The organism is Selenomonas dianae, assembly GCF_030644225.1.
Taxonomy (GTDB): domain Bacteria; phylum Bacillota; class Negativicutes; order Selenomonadales; family Selenomonadaceae; genus Centipeda; species Centipeda dianae.
Genome location: NZ_CP128650.1, coordinates 320001 through 337715 on the forward strand (window position 1 = coordinate 320001; position 17715 = coordinate 337715).

Annotated in this window: 13 protein-coding genes and 2 rRNA genes (1 of these 15 cut by a window edge); 12 read left to right on the forward strand and 3 right to left on the reverse strand. The window is 57.0% G+C overall.

Annotated elements, in window-relative coordinates; all coding sequences use genetic code 11:
- The 3 genes from QU667_RS01615 to QU667_RS01625 all read left to right on the forward strand — a co-directional run.
- A 23S ribosomal RNA gene (locus QU667_RS01615) occupies positions 1–1944 on the forward strand; it begins 1125 nt to the left of the window's first position.
- Between the two features lie 217 nt (positions 1945–2161).
- Positions 2162–2278: ribosomal RNA gene (rrf, locus tag QU667_RS01620) — 5S ribosomal RNA — on the forward strand.
- Positions 2279–2445: 167 nt separating this feature from the next.
- The gene (locus QU667_RS01625) at positions 2446–3792 is read left to right on the forward strand and encodes an MFS transporter (protein WP_304987609.1); all 1347 of its coding nucleotides are present in this window, start codon (positions 2446–2448) and stop codon (positions 3790–3792) included.
- Between the two features lie 72 nt (positions 3793–3864).
- Here QU667_RS01625 and QU667_RS01630 read toward each other — a convergent pair whose 3' ends face one another.
- Both QU667_RS01630 and QU667_RS01635 read right to left on the reverse strand, forming a co-directional pair.
- Positions 3865–4101 carry a hypothetical protein gene (locus tag QU667_RS01630; protein WP_304987610.1) on the reverse strand — a complete coding sequence of 79 codons (237 nt, stop codon included), beginning with the start codon at positions 4099–4101 and terminating at the stop codon, positions 3865–3867.
- 118 nt (positions 4102–4219) lie between these two features.
- Positions 4220–5581 (reverse strand): sensor histidine kinase, encoded by a 1362-nt coding sequence (locus QU667_RS01635; protein WP_304987611.1) that lies wholly within the window; start codon positions 5579–5581, stop codon positions 4220–4222.
- A gap of 271 nt (positions 5582–5852) precedes the next feature.
- Here QU667_RS01635 and QU667_RS01640 point away from each other — a divergent pair, with 271 nt between their 5' ends.
- From QU667_RS01640 to scfB, 9 genes are all read left to right on the forward strand, one after another.
- Positions 5853–6584 carry a LytR/AlgR family response regulator transcription factor gene (locus QU667_RS01640; RefSeq protein ID WP_304987612.1) on the forward strand — a complete coding sequence of 244 codons (732 nt, stop codon included), beginning with the start codon at positions 5853–5855 and terminating at the stop codon, positions 6582–6584.
- A gap of 256 nt (positions 6585–6840) precedes the next feature.
- Positions 6841–7503 (forward strand): DUF5105 domain-containing protein, encoded by a 663-nt coding sequence (locus QU667_RS01645; protein ID WP_304987613.1) that lies wholly within the window; start codon positions 6841–6843, stop codon positions 7501–7503.
- Between the two features lie 34 nt (positions 7504–7537).
- The gene (locus tag QU667_RS01650; RefSeq protein ID WP_304987614.1) at positions 7538–9526 is read left to right on the forward strand and encodes a clostripain-related cysteine peptidase; all 1989 of its coding nucleotides are present in this window, start codon (positions 7538–7540) and stop codon (positions 9524–9526) included.
- A 15-nt stretch (positions 9527–9541) separates the two neighbouring features.
- On the forward strand, positions 9542–9946 hold the full coding sequence (locus QU667_RS01655) for a DUF4870 domain-containing protein (protein WP_304987615.1): 405 nt from the start codon (positions 9542–9544) through the stop codon (positions 9944–9946).
- Between the two features lie 33 nt (positions 9947–9979).
- On the forward strand, positions 9980–10222 hold the full coding sequence (locus QU667_RS01660; RefSeq protein WP_304987616.1) for a phospho-N-acetylmuramoyl-pentapeptide-transferase: 243 nt from the start codon (positions 9980–9982) through the stop codon (positions 10220–10222).
- Between the two features lie 133 nt (positions 10223–10355).
- Positions 10356–12374 (forward strand): SpoIVB peptidase S55 domain-containing protein, encoded by a 2019-nt coding sequence (locus QU667_RS01665; protein ID WP_304987617.1) that lies wholly within the window; start codon positions 10356–10358, stop codon positions 12372–12374.
- 21 nt (positions 12375–12395) lie between these two features.
- Positions 12396–13691, forward strand: a complete 1296-nt coding sequence (gene murA / locus QU667_RS01670) for a UDP-N-acetylglucosamine 1-carboxyvinyltransferase (RefSeq protein WP_304987618.1) — start codon at positions 12396–12398, stop codon at positions 13689–13691.
- Positions 13692–13740: 49 nt separating this feature from the next.
- Positions 13741–13878, forward strand: a complete 138-nt coding sequence (scfA, locus tag QU667_RS01675) for a six-cysteine ranthipeptide SCIFF (RefSeq protein ID WP_006691237.1) — start codon at positions 13741–13743, stop codon at positions 13876–13878.
- Positions 13879–14190: 312 nt separating this feature from the next.
- Complete coding sequence (scfB, locus tag QU667_RS01680; RefSeq protein ID WP_304987619.1) at positions 14191–15561, forward strand: thioether cross-link-forming SCIFF peptide maturase; 1371 nt, start codon at positions 14191–14193, stop codon at positions 15559–15561.
- A gap of 55 nt (positions 15562–15616) precedes the next feature.
- Here scfB and QU667_RS01685 read toward each other — a convergent pair whose 3' ends face one another.
- On the reverse strand, positions 15617–17587 hold the full coding sequence (locus QU667_RS01685; RefSeq protein WP_304987620.1) for a methyl-accepting chemotaxis protein: 1971 nt from the start codon (positions 17585–17587) through the stop codon (positions 15617–15619).
- Positions 17588–17715 lie beyond the last annotated feature (128 nt).

Below are 17715 nucleotides of genomic sequence, written 5' to 3' on the forward strand. Positions count from 1 at the left end.
AGCTCACTGGTCGAGAGGCCCTGCGCCGAAAATATCCGGGGCTAAAGCACAGAACCGAAGCCGCGGCAGGAGTGTACATATCGACAGAGCGCCCAAGGTGCAGGAAAAATTGGTATCTGCAAGGAAACCGAGAGCGGCGTAGTAGAGCTACGTCAAACGAGGTTGACACCGCAGAGAGCAATTTTAACAAGCCTTTTGAGCGTTGTGCCGGTGTGTATACTACTGGGTAGGGGAGCGTTCTTATTTGGACGAAGGCAGACCGGAAGGACTGCTGGACGGATAAGAAGTGAGAATGCCGGTATGAGTAGCGAAACGACAGGTGAGAATCCTGTCCACCGAAAGCCTAAGGAATCCCGGGCAACGCTCGTCGTCCCGGGGTAAGTCGGGACCTAAGCCGAGGCGAAAAGCATAGGCGATGGACAACTGGCGAAAATTCCAGTACCGGGCGTCTTCGTTTGAGGATGGAGTGACGCAGGAAGGAAGCTGAGCGCGCGAATGGTTGAGCGCGTCGAAGGCGGTAGGCTTGTATGGAGGCAAATCCCCATACTATAAAGCCGAGAACCGATAGATAGGAAAGACTACGGTCAATCTGAATTCAGCCGCACTACACTGCCAAGAAAAGCTTCTAACGAGAAGACGTCCGCCCGTACCAAAACCGACACAGGTAGGCGGGGAGAGAATCCTAAGGTGCGCGGGAAAACCCTCGTTAAGGAACTCGGCAAAATGCATCCGTAACTTCGGGAAAAGGATGGCCGATGGTGGTGAAGACATTTACTGTTGGAGCTGTTGTCGGCGGCAGAAAAGAGGCCCAAGCGACTGTTTACCACAAACACAGGTGCCTGCGAAAGCGCAAGCTGAAGTATAGGTGCTGACGCCTGCCCGGTGCAGGAAGGTTAAGGAGAGTTGTTAGCCGTAAGGTGAAGCAGCGAACTGAAGCCCCTGTAAACGGCGGCCGTAACTATAACGGTCCTAAGGTAGCGAAATTCCTTGTCGGGTAAGTTCCGACCCGCACGAAAGGCGTAACGATTTGGGCACTGTCTCAACGAGGGACCCGGTGAAATTGAAATACCTGTGAAGATGCAGGTTACCCGCGACTGGACAGAAAGACCCCATGGAGCTTTACTGCAGCTTGGCATTGGTCTTTGGCATATAACGTACAGGATAGCCGGGAGACTGGGAAGTCATATCGCTAGATGTGATGGAGTCACCGTTGGGATACCGGCCTTTATATGCTAAGGATCTAACCGGAATGTTAACAGCATTCGGGACAGTACCAGGCGGGCAGTTTGACTGGGGCGGTCGCCTCCGAAAGAGCAACGGAGGCGTCCAAAGGTTCCCTCAGCGCGGACAGAAATCGCGCGAAGAGCATAAAGGCAGAAGGGAGCTTGACTGCGAGACTGACGGGTCGAGCAGGTACGAAAGTAGGGCTTAGTGATCCGGTGGAAAGAGAGTGGAATTGCCATCGCTCAACGGATAAAAGCTACCCTGGGGATAACAGGCTAATCTCTCCCAAGAGTCCATATCGACGGGGAGGTTTGGCACCTCGATGTCGGCTCATCACATCCTGGGGCTGAAGCAGGTCCCAAGGGTTGGGCTGTTCGCCCATTAAAGTGGTACGTGAGCTGGGTTCAGAACGTCGTGAGACAGTTCGGTCCATATCCATCGCGGGCGTAAGATACATGAGGGAGGCTGCTCCTAGTACGAGAGGACCGGAGTGGACGGACCAACGGTGTACCGGTTGTCCTGCCAAGGGCACGGCCGGGTAGCTGCGTCCGGAAGGGATAAACGCTGAAAGCATCTAAGCGTGAAGCCCGTCCCGAGATGAAGTATCTCATTCCTATAAGGAAGTAAGACCCCTTGAAGAAGACAAGGTAGATAGGCTGGGTGTGGAAGCACAGCAATGTGTGCAGCTGACCAGCACTAATCGGTCGAGGGCTTGACTTACTGACCTGTCCGAGAAGCGAATCCGTAGGATGAAGCTGAACGGGTAACAGGTCGTACGCGAAAACGTCCCAAGAACACGAGCGAGAGCGACGTGTGATTGGATGACGTTGACCGCGCTCAACACATTACAATAACGTAAGTGCGAAGAGGTATAAGCCGTAAAATTTGCTTGAAATAGTTTCTTCTGTGAAGTTTTGAGTGGACAAGCACTCAAGTATGCGGTGATGATGCCTGAACGGTTCCACCTGTTCCCATTCCGAACACAGTAGTTAAGCGTTCAAAGGCCGAGGGTACTTCGTTGGAGACGACGTGGGAGAGTAGGTAGTTGCCGCAAAAGCAAAGACTCGTGATGTTTCACGGGTCTTTTTCTTTTTATTCCTCCAATGCAGTGATCTATCTCCTTGCATTTTCATTATAGTGTGACTATAATAGGGAATGTTTCGTTCTTTCTCTGATGGGGCGGCGGTACGACTGACTGCACGCCATGAAGGAGGCTGTTTTATGATTTTGGATCGGTTGGAGAATCTGCCGCTTGGCAGGTTTCAGTACAAGCTGCTCGCTGTGACGGGGCTTGGCTGGCTGTTCGATGCGATGGACACGGGGCTGATTGCGTTCGTTCTGCCGGTGCTCGCGCGGGAGTGGGGGCTTACGCCTGCACAGGCGGGGTGGATCGGCTCGATTGGGCTGATCGGCATGGCGCTTGGCGCAGTGCTTGCCGGGACGATTGCAGACCGCATTGGGCGCAAGCAGGTGTTTACGATCACGGTTCTGCTCTACAGTATCTCAACGGGGCTGTGCGCGGTGGCATGGAACTATGAGTCGCTGCTCGTGTTCCGCTTCCTCGTGGGCTTCGGTCTGGGCGGGGAGCTGCCTGTTGCGGCGACGCTGATGAGCGAGTATGCGCCGGCGAAGCTGCGCGGACGGTTCATTGTTCTCCTTGAGAGTTTCTGGGGACTGGGCTGGCTTGCAGCGGCGTGCATCGCCTATCTCCTGATTCCTGTCTTTGGGTGGCAGGCGGCATTCTTCATTGGTGCGCTGCCCGCACTCTATGTGTTCCTGCTGCGTCTGCATATGCCGGAGTCGATCCGCTATCTGCTTTCAAAGGGACGTGTGGATGAGGCAAAGGCGATTATCCGCGACATCGAGCGTCAGCTGAAGCTGCCGGAGCGTCCGTTCCTCGATCAGCTCGCACCGGGACGGGTGCAGGCGGAGCGCGTGGAAACACCGGGCTTTGCATCGCTCTGGGCAAAGGGGATGCGCCGTCGTACGACGATGCTCTGGCTTGCGTGGTTCGGCATTGTGTTCAGCTACTATGGGATCTTTATGTGGCTGCCGTCGATGGTGTATGCGCAGGGTTTTGCGATTGTCAAGACGTTCGAGTATGTGCTGATCATGACGCTTGCGCAGCTGCCCGGCTACTATGCGGCGGCGTATCTGGTGGATGTGATCGGGCGGCGTTATACGCTCGGGATGTTCCTCCTCCTAAGCGGTGTTTGCAGCTATTTCTTTGGCAATGCAGGCGATGTCACGGCACTCCTCGTCTGGGGCGCGTCGATGAGCTTCTTTAATCTCGGGGCGTGGGGTGTGATCTACACCTATACGCCGGAGCAGTACCCGACGGCGATGCGTGCGCTCGGCAGCGGCTGGGCGGCGGGCTTCGGGCGGATCGGCGGCATGATCGCGCCGATGCTCGTGGGCGTGATGCTTGCGAATGCGTTTCCGATGAGCGGCATCTTTATGATGTTCGCGGCGGTTTTTGCGCTGATTTCGGGCACGGTGATTCTCCTCGGACGCGAGAGCAAGCAGCAGACGTTGGAGGAGTTGGAGCACGCGCTCGAAAAGTCGTGATCCTCGGTGCGCGCATCAAAAAGGGCAGCAGTACGAATTTATCGTACCGCTGCCCTTTTTGGAACTGATGGCTTAGTATTCGCCCCACTCTTCGTAGTAGTTGCCGTCCGCATCCTCTGTGTGGACAGCGTAGTTGCCATCCTCGTCCACGGCTGCAACAGTGACGTTGCCGTCGTCGTCCACCTCGGCATAGATGTAGTTGCCGTCCTCGTCATAGCCCTCGTACTCATCTGCCGAGGCGACACCCATCGTGCCCAGCATGAATGCGCACGCGCCCATTACTGCAAATGCCTTAAACCAATTTTTCATGATGATCTCTCCTTTGTCAACAACCATGATTGCCCTTCGCGTTCATTATTGCAAAAAGCCGAAAAAATTGCAATAGGATTTAAGAAAGTGATGAAATTATACATGAAAGTGATGTGTTTTAGGAGTGATTCTCAGAACCTTGATTGAGTGGGATCTGTATGAGAAAGCGGAAGTATCCGTCTTTTTGCTCGGTGAAAAATTCGGCATGGTATTTCTTTGCGAAGATTTCGATGGAGCGTGTTCCGTAGCCGTGTTCGGCGGCATAGCTTTCACGGCGGGGCAGACCGTTTGCGGACAGTCTGACGGAGATGGAGCAGCGGTTCTCGATGGAGAGGAAGATGCTGCCTCCCGCCGTGCGTGCACGGACGCGGATGCCGCGTGCATTTTCTGCCTCGCGTTCCTCTGCGTGTATGGCGTTTTCGAGGAGGTTGCAGAGCAGGAGGGAGAAGTCGAGATCTCCTGTGAATGCAGGGGGGGTGTCGATCTTTACGTCGATGGGAATTTTTTTGGCACGCGCCTGCCGGACATAGACGGCGAGGGCGGAATCCACCATGGGGTTTTCTGCAAAGTGCTCGACGCTGGTTGCGTCGATCTGATGGTTGAGACTGCGGACGAGCTGTATCGCCGTTTCATCCTCGCCGCGTGCGATGAGATCTGCGAGCATTTTCGCGTTGTGCCTGAGGTCGTGGCGGACGATGGCGAGGCGTGCCTGTTTTTCCTGTAGGGAGCGCGTATAGGCGCGGAAGGAGTTCATGCGTCGCAGGAGAGCAAGGCTGCGCTCGGTCATCGCCGCCTGCTGAAGGATGTGTTCAAGTCCGCGCCATGCGACCAGTCCGATGACGATTCCCGCGGCGGCAAAGAGCAGGCGGGAGATAAAGAAGTCGAGTGCGACCACCTTATCCCCGACCGAATGGAATGTCTCACGATAAAATACGAGGAAGGGCAGCGGGGCGATATAGAGCCAGAAACGTTCCGTACTGACGGAGGAAAAGCGCAGGAAGATTTGACGGAAGAAGGGCAGAACGAGAGGAAAGGTCAAAAGATAGAGGGTGAGGTAGAGCAGAAAGAACAGATAAACATAATCGAAAAAATGGGCAATGCCGACAAGGAAGAGCGTGATGATGGCGGCGCATGTGCCGGTTGTGGTGGCGAGAATCTGCTGGATCCCGAGGATGAACGCGTGCTGCGCCCAATAGGGGCGGATGAGGGCGAGGTTGAGGGCGAAGTAGGGCGCATAGCCGGCAAAAAAATAGATGCGCTTGTAGGTATCCATGGTGTAGGGAAGCAGGTCCGAAAAGATGAGCAGCAGGATCAGGCTGTTCTCACAGAAGAAGATGATCGCATACCCATGCAGCAGGGAGCTTCTCGTTTCGTCGCTCAGGACGGGGCGGAACGGGAGGTAGCGCAGATAGACGGACGGCAGCATTGTCACGGTAAACAGAAATGTTGAAACGACAATCGTCAAACTATGTTCGAGCATGGCTTCCCTTTCTTTTAGGAAGCACTGATAAATTCAGCCGCGCCATCTTAGCGCATCTTTTTTGCCCGCACTTCGTCGGCAAATCCTCCACATAGCTTTGGCTATGCGTCCGGTTTGCCTTCTTGTTCGGACGAAAAAATCTACGCCAATCTGACGGACTTCATTTTATCAGCGATTCCTTTAGTTTCCATTCACATTATTTTGTGGTATTATACGATGTGATATAAGATTCGTCAAATCTATAGGTGTGTCAAGAAAAAGAGGCCGAGCGATGCGGATTGCGATTGTGGATGATGAGCCGGAGGTTTGTGGGGTGGTACGTGACTATCTCACACATATTCTGGAGAAGTATTGGGCGGAAAAGGCGGCACAGATGGAGGTGGAGGTCTTTGACTCTGCCGAGTCTGTTCTGGAGGTGTTTGAGCATCGGACTTACGATCTCCTCATCCTCGATATACGTATGCCCGGCATCGGCGGGATGGAGGCGGCGCGGCGCATTCGCAATCAGAGCAGTGATGTCGGCATTATTTTTCTCACGAGCAGCGAGGAATATCTGATGGAGGGCTACCGCGTCTTTGCCGACGGCTATTTTCTGAAAACTGAGGGCATGGACGAGGAGGGCTTTCGCGCAGCACTGGCGCGCGTGTTGGAACGCCGTGAAAAGGCGGCGCGTGTGCTCAAGGTTCAGTACAATGGGCAGCCGCTTGAAATCCTCTTGAACAAGATTTACTATGTCGATCTCTCGGGAGGGCGGCTGCACATTGCGCTTGCAAAGCATGATCTCTGTCTCACGCGCCCCTATACTTACGACTGGGCGACGGAGCAGCTTGGACATGATCCGCGCTTTTTGGAGTGCTACCACCGCGTTCTGGTGAATATGGACGTGATCGAACGCATGGACAAGGAATCATTTGTCCTTACCAACGGCGCGGAGATCCCCATCAGTCAGCGGCGCCGCAGCGGTGTGCGGACGTCATATATGCAGTATTTGCTGAACAAGTAAATAAGGCTAAAGTCCTAAAAAGCGGCGTTTGCGTAAAAAACCCGACAGTTTTCAACAAGAATGCATCACTTTCATGTTAGAATACATCACTTTCTGCAATATCGTTGCAGAAAGTTCTTTTTTTTGCAATAATTAGTCCGAGGGAATCGCTGAATTTATCAGTGCTTTCCGGGGAAAAGACCGCAGATGCATCCGGTCAGAAATGACCGTGGTCTTTTCCCGATGATTCCTCTGTAGTAAAGGAGAAGTTAGGATTATGAGAACATTTATGCGGGCAAAGAGATTGCTTCTTCCCATGATTGCGATTTTGGCGACGCTCCTCGTTGCGGGCTGCGGCGACGACAAGCCGAAGGAGTCGGCGGACAAGGCGGTGCTTGCCTACGCCGAGCTCTATGCGTATGCCGATACGGACAAGCTCTCTGCGACGGGCATGACGAATGCGCAGAAGGAGCAGATTTCGCAGGCTCTTTTGACGGAGTCGGATCAAATGTTCCAGAGCTTTATGCTTTCGGAGGCCAATGCGATGGAGATCACGGACTACTACATTGCAGACCGCAAGGCGAATATGGAGCTCAAGGCAAAGGTCAAGAAGGATGATGCCAAGAATCCCGTGGTTGAGCTGACGGCGACGCCGATTGATACGCGCGGCGCAAAGCAGCAGATGGACAAGAATGAGGATCTGGTTGCGATGGGGGTCTACATCGGTCTTGCACAGCAGCAGGGTGTGGATGTGCGTACGGATCCCGTATACCAGCAGGGCGCAGTGGAGTCGCTCAAGGGCGTGATCGACGATATGCCGTATGACAGCGAAAAGACGCTGGATGTGACGTGCGAGCTTGTCAAGAGCGACGACGGCAAGGCTCTCTACTGGGCGCCGAAGGATCCGCAGGTGATCCGTAAGTTCCTCGACGGGGAGTAAGGGTCGTTCTGCTTTCGGAAAGGAGTCATGAATCATGCTGACTGCGATGCGTGTGCTGCGGTCTGTCCTTGGTATGTTCCTTCTTGTGCTCGTTCTCTCGGGCTGTATGGATGAGGATGTGACGAAGGCGCGTGCGCAGTTCCCCGATGCCTACGAAAGGGATGATACATGGCTCGTTTCGTGGTACATCTGCGGCTCGGATCTTGAGTCGGAGTACGGTGCGGCGAGTGCGGATCTGGAGGAACTGATGGAGGCGGATCTGCCGCCGAATGTGCGCGTGCTGATCCTTGCGGGCGGCACGCAGGAGTGGCAGAACGATACGTTTACGAGATCTCTCAATCTCTATCTCTACGATGCGGACGGCCTGCATGAACTTGAGCGGATGAAGGATGCGGATATGGGCGATCCGCAGACACTCGCGCAGTTTCTGCGCTACGGTGAGGAGCACTATCCTGTCGATCACCGTGTCTTTGTGTTCTGGGATCATGGCGGTGGGAGTGCGGCGGGGGTCTGCGCCGATGAACGCACGGAGAATATGCTGCGCCTCAACGACTTGCGGCAGGCATTCTCCGCTGTCTACGGTGCACATCCGGCCGTTCCGCCCTATGAGCTCGTCGGCTTCGATGCCTGTCTGATGGCAAGCTATGAGACGGCGGCGACACTCGAAGGTTTTGCCCGCTACATGGTCGCCTCGGAGGAGATGGAGCCGGGCAACGGGTGGAACTACGATGCGTGGCTCGGGGCGCTCGCCGACAATCCCGCCATGGGCGGTGCAGGGCTTGGCTCGGTGATCTGCGATACGTACCTTGCGGGCTGCAGGGAGGCGGATACGGAGGAGGAGGCGACGCTCTCCGTGATCGACCTTGGGCGTCTGCCCGCACTCACATCCGCATATGAGGCTTACAGTCGCGATGTGCTTGCCCGTGCGGCGCATCTGTCTCCGGCGTTCTTTGCGGCACTTGACCGTGCGGCGCAGCGTGCGGAGAACTACGGCGGCAATACGCGCGAGATGGGCTATACGAACATGGTCGATCTGGCGGGGCTGGCCGAGGAGACGGCGCGGGAGTTTCCAAGTGCCGCCGCCCTTGTACGAGCGGTGGAGGATGCGTGCATCTACAAGGTGCATGGCGACTACCGTCGCCGTGGCGGCGGCATCTCCTCCTACTACTCCTACGATGGCGATGCGGACGGCTTTGCGGCGTATGCGGATCAGGATGCGGCACTGATGGCGCAGAAATGTCTGCTCTACACCATGCTCTATGGACAGCTGCCCGATGAGGCGGAGGAGTTCCTCGCGGGACGCGGCAACGTGGAACGCATCAGTGCGCCGCCGACGCAGCGGAAGCCGATCTTCCGTGTCGACGGGCTGGAGGATCGCGCGGTCGATGTCGATCGCCGCGGCAATGCTTTTGTCCGTCTCAGTCCGGCGGAGATGGATATGCTTTCGTCTGTTCGGTGCAATCTGCTTTACATCGGTGCGGAGGAGGGGGTTATTCTCTACCTCGGCAGTGATACCAACGTCGATGCAGATTGGGACACCGGCGTTTTCAAAGACAATTTTGACGGTACATGGCCGATGCTGGACGGGCATCCCGTCTACATTGAGATCGTGGAGGAGGGGGACGACTACAATCTTTACTCCATCCCGATCAAGCTGAACGGGATGGAGTGCAATCTGCAGATCTCCTACCGTTATGAAGATGGGCAGTATCACATTCTGGGCGCCCGCCGGGGGCTTGATGCCCATGGGATGAGCGACCGCAATCTGATCCGCCTGAAGCCCGGGGATATGGTGACGACGATTCACTATGCAATGAGTATCTCGGGCGAGGAGGAGGACTTCACGCCTGTGGAGGTCGATACGTTCCGCCTCGGCAGTCATCCCGTGGTGCGGGATGAGGAGGTCGGCGACGGAACATACGGCTATCTCTTTGAGTTCGTTGCACCTGCGGGCGAAAGTGCGCTTTCGAGTTTTGCCATCTTCGAAATCGAGAATGGCGATATTGTGACATCGGTTGAGTGAGGAGGGGGTACGTCCATGGCAGAAATTTATGTGGAGGGCGATGTGCGCGGAGGCGGTACAGGAGACTCTGCGGATGCCGTTCCGCCGCAGTCGACGCGCATGATCGCCGCCGCCGTGCAGGGCGCATTTTTCATCGGCGGGATCGGGTTTGTCCTTCTCCCGTTTGTTGTCTGGATCGTCATGCGGGGCAGGAATGTATTTGTCGCACATCATGCAAAGCAGGCGTTTCTCTCGCAGCTTTCGGTATTTATTCTATTCGCTCTTTCCTGTATGCTGGGGGCGGCACTCGACGATGCCTATATCGCGGTCGGGCTGTGCTTCCTCGTCGGGATTCCGTGGTGTCTCGCCTCTGTCTATGCCGTGGTCAAGGCACTCTCGGGCGAGCGTTGGCATTTTCCGGGGCTCGGCTGGGCGGCATAATATGGAACTTATTTATCATTTGGAGGTATTGTTATGAGTAAGAAAAGTCCTGTCCTTGGGGCAATCCTTGGTTTTTTCATCCTCGGTTTATTTTATAGCACGGGCTTCAACAAGAAGGGTGTGATCGCGGTCATTGCCCTCGTGTTCGTCAGCTGGGGCGTGGGGCTCGCGAGTCCGGAGCTGTCCACCATCGTTGCTGTCATCGGTGCGTATCTCGGTTACAAGTGGGTGAACGAGCACAACGCCATGGTGGAAGAAGGAACGTCTGCGGAATAGGAGATGTTCCGCCGCGCGTGGCGCAGTCAACGCGATTGCAGCGGAGACAGCGAAAAAACTGGCGTAATTTTTCTGTGTGTGCTACAATGGAGCGGATAAACTCTATTGTAGCACATTTTTTTGAGGTGAAATTTTGCGATATTCTTTGAAACGCCTGGCAGCGGCGTCTCTTTTTGCGTTGGCAGTAAATTTTTACGCCCCGTCGGTTCATGCGATGCCGCCGATTCTCCCGTACAGCGAGGTGACGGCGGGGATGCAGGGGACGGCATATACCGTGCTCGATGCCTCGGGGGAGATTCGCGCGTTCCCCGTTGAGATCCTTGGGGGCATGGAGGGCGGCAAGGGCGATCAGCGGATGATCATGGCGCGTACGGGCGGCGATTTTATCGAGCAGGTCGGCGGCGTGCTCCAGGGGATGAGCGGCAGTCCGGTCTATGTGGACGGACGGCTTGTCGGTGCGCTCTCTGCGGGGATGAAGGATCTCAGCCCCTATACGTTCTTCATCACGCCGATTGAGGATATGACACCGCTCTGGTCGATGCCCGATACGAAGAATCAGACGAATATTGATACGGTCGATCTGGTGAAGGCGGTCGAGGAGCGCAAGAAGGCGGAGGAAAAGCGCCGTCTGCGTGAACGTGAAAAGGCGTTTGCCAAGATGTCGCGCGACGAGCGCGAAGCCGAGTGGCGTGATATGATTGCGGCACTGAACGGTGAGAAGGCGGAGGGAACAGCGGCGAACGCCGATGAATCCGCACCGACCAATGATGATGCTGCTGCACGTACGGACAACAGTGCTGCCGAGGATACGGCGGCGCAGTCAGCAGACGCATCGGAGGAGAAGGCGTATTTCTTTACGCGCGGTTTTAACGGGGCGGGGCTGCGCTATCTGCAGGACAAGCTTCCGATGCATGGCGCTTCCCTCCTTCCGCTCAGCGGCTCCGGTGCAGCGACGAAACTCTATACGCGCTATGATGCGGCGCTCACGGGCGGGCAGCCGGTCGGGGTGGCGCTTGTCTACGGCGATTTCAGTGTCGGTGCGACGGGAACGGTGACGGCGGTCGACGGGAAGAAGGTTCTGGCGTTCGGGCATTCCTTCCTGCACAAGGGGAATGTCAACTACTTCATGACGGATGCGGATGTGGTCGGTACGATCGCAGGGCAGAGCAACGGTGTGAAGATCGCGAACATCGGCAGTGTGATCGGGCGCATCCATCAGGATCGCGAGACGGGGGTCGCGGGGGTGCTCGGGACGTTCCCGACCTCCGTGCCGGTGCAGATCCATGTGAAGGATAACGCACTCGGCAAGGAGGAAACATTCGGCGCACATATCGCCTATGACGAGGAACTGCTTCCGATTCTCTCGGGGAGTGTCGCGTATGCGGCGATGAGCCGCGTGTCGGATGCGCTCGGCAGCAGCACGGCACGCGTGCGCTTTGCGATTCGGACGAATGCCTACGAGGGCGGTGTCTTTGAGCGGCGCAATATGTATTACAGTGCGGCGGATGTGGGGCAGATCGCGGTGACGGAGCTGCTGCAGGCGATGAACCTGATCGTGACGAATGCGGAGCAGGAGTCCGATGTCATTGATGTCAATGTGGATGTGGAACTGGATGGCGAACGGCAGACGGCACTGCTTCTTTCCGCAGCGCCGGATAAGACGTCGGTAAAGCCCGGGGACACGGTGATGTTCCAAACGAAGATCCGTCCCTACCGCAAGGCGGAGGAGACGCTGTCGATTCCGTATACGGTGCCAAAGACCCAGCCGGCGGGAACGCTGCATCTCGATATTCGCGGCGGCGGCTTTGTGCCTGTGAATCCACTGATGCTGCTCGCACAGGCGGGGCTTGAGGTTCCGGACGACGAGGAGAAGGTGAAATCGACGGGCGACCGTCTGCGCGAGATGGCGGAGATGGGGCAGAACAATGAGATCATCATTGCGCCGGGGGCAGCTCCCGCACCGACCTCCGAGAAGGAGATGAAAAAGCGCATGAGGGCTGCGGAAAAGGCGGCGGCACGCGCAGCGAAGGACGAGCCGGAGAAGCGTGTGACGCTTCTCGCCGATCCGAACAAGAAGGAAGAGAAGGAAAAATTCTTCGCACCGTATGTGATCGAGAATGTGATACACGCAACGCTCAAGGTAGAGGAATAGCCGCAAGGAGGGGAACGGCGAATGGAACAACTGGTGATTCACGGGGGGAATCCCCTGCGCGGGCGCGTGAAGATCGGCGGGGCAAAGAATGCGGTGCTGCCGATCATCGCGGCAGCGCTCCTCGGCAGGCGCGGCGTGAGCGTTCTGGATGATGTGCCGGCACTGGAGGATGTCTATACGATCTGCGCTGTGCTGCGCTCGCTCGGGGTGAAGGCGGACTACGTCGCGCGGGAGCATCGGCTGACGATTGATGCAACGAGGATTGCGACGGTCGCGGCACCGTACGAACTGGTACGCAAGATGCGTGCCTCCTTTCTCATCATGGGGCCTTTGCTCACGCGCGAAGGTCATGCCGAGATTTCGCTGCCGGGGGGCTGCGCGATCGGGACGCGTCCGATTGATCTGCATCTCAAGGGATTCGAGGCACTTGGTGCAAAGATCGACATCACACAGGGGGCGATCCATGCCTCTGCGCCGGACGGGCTGAAGGGAGCACGCATCTATTTCGATTTTCCGAGCGTCGGCGCGACGGAAAATGTGATGATGGCGGCATCCTGCGCCGAGGGGCAGACAATCCTTGAGAATCCCGCGCTGGAGCCGGAGATCGTCGATCTCGCGAACTATCTGAACGTCATGGGGGCGCACGTTCGCGGCGCGGGTACGAACCGCATCAAGATCGACGGTGTGCCGGGACTCATGGCGGCGGACTACACGATCATCCCCGACCGCATCGAGGCGGGGACGTACATGGTCGCGGCGGCGATGACGGGCGGCGATGTCTTTATCGAGAACGCGATCAGCGAGCATCTGAAGCCTGTCGTGGCGAAGCTCAAGGAGGCGGGCGCCGAAATCGAGGAGGACATTGCGGGGGTTCGCGTGCGTGCACATGGCAGGTTGAAGGCAATCGACCTCAAGACGATGCCCTATCCCGGCTTTCCGACGGATATGCAGGCGCAGTTCATGGCTCTGCTGACCCTTGCGGAGGGGACGAGTGTGGTGACGGAGACGGTGTTCGAGAACCGCTTTATGCACGTGGATGAACTCGTGCGCATGGGCGCACAGATCCGTGTGGACGGGCGTGCGGCGACGGTCGAGGGCGGCCGCACGCTCAAAGGTGCAGCCGTGCGGGCGACCGATCTGCGCGCGGGCGCGGCGATGGTGCTCGCGGGGCTCGTGGCGGACGGTGAAACACGTGTCGGTTACATCCACCACATCGACCGCGGTTATGATGATCTCGTAGCAAAGCTGGTCGCACTCGGTGCGGATATTCGCCGCACGGAGGGCGTATGGGATGCGTGCGAAAAATCGCTTGCATAAATGGAATTTATGCGATAGAATGAAAGAATCGACGGAGGAGGAATGCGTTATGAAGCACATCAAGACGGTCAACAAGCCGACGATGCAGTCCACGCTCTACACGGGCGGCTGCGGCGAATGTCAGGCATCCTGCCAGTCTGCCTGCAAGACTTCCTGCACGGTGGGCAACCAGCCCTGCGCGAAGTAAGACGGGGGAATCGGCACAGCCCTTCTCGTTTGCGAGAGGGGCTTTTTCTGTGTATTTTGGGTCTACGTCAAATGTTACTTGCGGACGCACGAGCTCCTCGCAGAACCCTCGTTACGCAAGCGGTCAGGCACTTATCTGCCGAAATACCTGCGGATTTCAAACGCGCTTCGCTTGGACGGTCAAAATCCGCAGGGGGCAGAACGTGCCTTCTCTTCCGCTTGCTCCACTAGGGTTTGCTACGGAGCATCGCCGTCCGCATTCCTCTGTAACATTTATCATAGAAGCTGTATTTTATGGTGTAAAGGAGAAGCGATGAAAACCCTCACGCATAAGTTCAAGCAGAACGGTATGCACATTCTCGTTGATGTGAACAGCGGCGCGGTTCACGTGATTGACGCGATGATTTACGATATGATGGACGACTTCGACGGCACGAACGACGAGGCGGTCGTTGCGCGTCTTGCGGGGCGCTATCCCGAGGCGGAGCTGCGCGAGGCGTGCGGGGAGCTGCATGAGCTGATGGCGGCGGGCGCGCTCTTTGCGCCCGACATCGACGTGCCGCCGACGTTCAAGTCGCACGGGCTCGTGAAATCGCTGTGCCTGATGGTGGCGCAGGACTGCAATCTGCGCTGCAAGTATTGTTTCGGCGACGGCGGCAGCTACGGCGGACATCGTGCCGTCATGAGCCCCGAGGTCGGGCGTGCGGCGGTGGACTTTATCGTGAACGGGTGCGGCCCGCGCAAGCACTGCGAGATCGACTTCTTCGGCGGCGAGCCGCTGATGAATCTCGGTACGGTAAAGGAAGTCACAGCGTATGTCCGCAAGCGCGAACAGGAGACGGGCAAGGAGTTCAAGCTGACGCTGACGACGAATGGGATGCTTCTCTCGGACAAGAACATCGCGTGGCTGAACGACAACAACATCTCCGTTGTGCTCTCCTCGGACGGCCGGCGCGAGGTACACGATGCGATGCGTCCCGATGTGCGCGGCAACGGCTCGTACGATGTGGTGATGAAGAATTTCAAGAAGCTCGTGGATGCACGCGGCGGAAATGACTACTATCTGCGCGGGACGTACACGCGTGAGAATCTGGACTTTACCGAGGATGTGCTCGCGATGAACGAGGCGGGGTTCGACATCCTCTCCATGGAGCCGGTCGTGCTGAAGGACAGTCCGCTCGGCTTTACGGAGGAGGATCTGCCGCGCATCTTCGCCGAGTACGATCATCTGACGGAGACGTACCTCGGTCGCGTGCGTGCGGGAAAGGGGTTCTTCTTCTTCCACTTCAATATGGATCTGAACCACGGTCCGTGCGTTGCGAAACGGCTCGCGGGCTGCGGCGCAGGACATGAGTATTACGCCGTCGCGGAGAACGGCGACCTCTATCCGTGTCATCAGTTCGTCGGGCGCGAGAGATACCGCCTTGGGTCTGTCTTTACGGGCGTGGAAAATATGGAGCTGCCGACCTATTTCCGCAATTCTCATGTGCTCAATAAGCCGCTCTGCCGTGACTGCTGGGCACGGTTTTACTGTAGTGGCGGCTGTCATGCGAATGCCGATCTCTTTCACGGAGACATCCGCCATCCCTACGAAGTCGGTTGCGAGATCCAGAAGAAGCGGCTTGAGTGCGCGATTCTCGTGCAGGCGGCACTCGCACTGGAGACGGAAGAAGGGACGAAATAAGCAAACAAAAAGAAGTCACTGTTACAGTGACTTCTTTTTGTTTGCTGATCGGGCTTCAAAGTTTGAAGCGTTGAACGTCTTTTTTGAGATCTTCGGCAAGCGTGGAGAGTGCTCCGGTCGCTGCGGCAATCTCGGTGTTCGATGCCGATTGTTCCTCGGCGAGAGCGGAGACATCGGTCGCTTCCTGGTGGATGATGTGGGAGATCTCGTGGAGCTTCCCGACGGCTGCCATCACGCTTTCTGCGCCTGAGCGCGTCTCCTGACTTGCAACGGCGATCTTTTCGATCTCGGCTGTGAGGGTCTGGATGAGGGCGGCGATGGTGTCGAACTTGCCGCCTGCCTGTTTGACCTGTTCGACGTTCTCTTTGACTTCTGCCTGCTGTTCCTTCGTGAGGTCAAACGCGGTCTGGATCTGCGCGGAGTTGTTGCTGATGATGCCGCTGATCTGCTGGGCGGCGGATTCGGACTCCTCCGCGAGTTTTCTGACCTCCTCGGCGACAATGGCAAAGCCGCGTCCCTGCTCCCCTGCACGCGCCGCCTCGATCGCGGCGTTGAGTGCGAGCAGTTTGGTCTGTCCTGCGATGTTCGTGATGACCTCGTTGATGTCGGCAATTTTCTTTGAGCCGTCATAGAGCTGACGGACGGCATCGCTGACGTGCATTGCGCCGGCGGCGATGCGCTCGACCCCGCGCACGAGCTCGTTCAGCATCTCATGACCTTCCTGCGTCTCGGTGTGCGTGGACTCGGCGACGGCGGTCACATCGGCGACGGACTGTGCGACGATCTCCATCTGTCCTGTGGTCTGCTGTGCCTTTGTTGTGGCGTCCTCGACGATGCGGCTCTGCTCGGCGGTCTGCTCGGCGATGTTGATGACGGCTGTCGCTGCGGTCTGGGAGCTGGCTGCAACATTCGTCGTATTGGACGAGAGTTCGCCGGATGCCGTTGATACCTGTTCGGCGGCGTGCGCACTCCCTGCGACCATGTCGCGCAGGGAACGCACCATCTTCGTGCAGTTGTTTTGGAGCGAACCGATTTCGTCCGAACGATCGCTTTCCGCGAGACGGTGCGAGAGATCGCCGCCCGCAATCTTTGCAATGGTGTCGTCGAGCACCAACATCGGGGTCGTGATGTCGCGGATAAAGAGGACGACAATGCCGCCCATGATGAGGAAGGCGATCAGGCTGACGAGGGCAATGATGATGGATATATCCGTCACGGTGGCAAATGCCTCGGCGCAGGGAACGCTGACGACGACCGTCCATCCCGTCGTGCCGACCGGACGGGATGCGAAGTACATCTCCTGTCCGTCAAACTCGGCTGTGAACACTTCCTCCTTGTTCGACATCAGGCGTGCGGCGAGATCCGTGTACTTGCCGCCGTCCAGCTCCGTGATGGACGGCCCTTTGAACTCGTGGTTATGATGATAGACGAACTTGCCGTGCGGTCCGAGGACGAACACCGAGCCGGTCTTGCCGACCTGGATCTTGTCGAAGAGGTTCATCACCTCGGCGAGTGAAACGTCCATGCCGAGAACGGCGGCAAGCGAACCGCCCTGCATCATCGGTTTTCCGAGGGTGACAGTGATGCCGGTGCCGCCGACCGTCGACCAGTAGGGATCGGTCATAAAGACCTTGCCCGTTGCAACCGCTCCCTTGAACCACGGGCGTGTGCTCGCATCGAATCCCTCCGCGACACCGTCCTTCGTGGTCATGACACCCTTCGGATCGGCGTAGAGCAGAACCGAGGCGCTGTCCGCCTTTGTGATCCCTTGAAAGACCTCATTCAGATCGCCCGGCGGCGGCGTCTTGTTGTTCCATGCGATTGCGACGGCATCCAGTACTGCCGCACGTTCCCCGATGAAATCGTCGAGCGCAGTCTCACAATGGGAAGCCGTCTCCCGCATGATCTGTTCGGTGGAAGTCTCGATGGAGTTGATGGCGATTGCACGGATGATGAGCCCCAGGATGAGAAAGGCGAGCAGGAGCGGTACACCGATCCCGATCATCAGTTTTGGACGAAGTTTCATAGCAGTTCTCTCCACTTACAGTAATTGATGTGACTTGTTTTTTTTTTTTGATCTACATTTTGTCGGCACTTCCTTTCGTTTTAATTTTTTCTGATTATAGCATGAGTTTTGGGAGAATGCTATAAGCC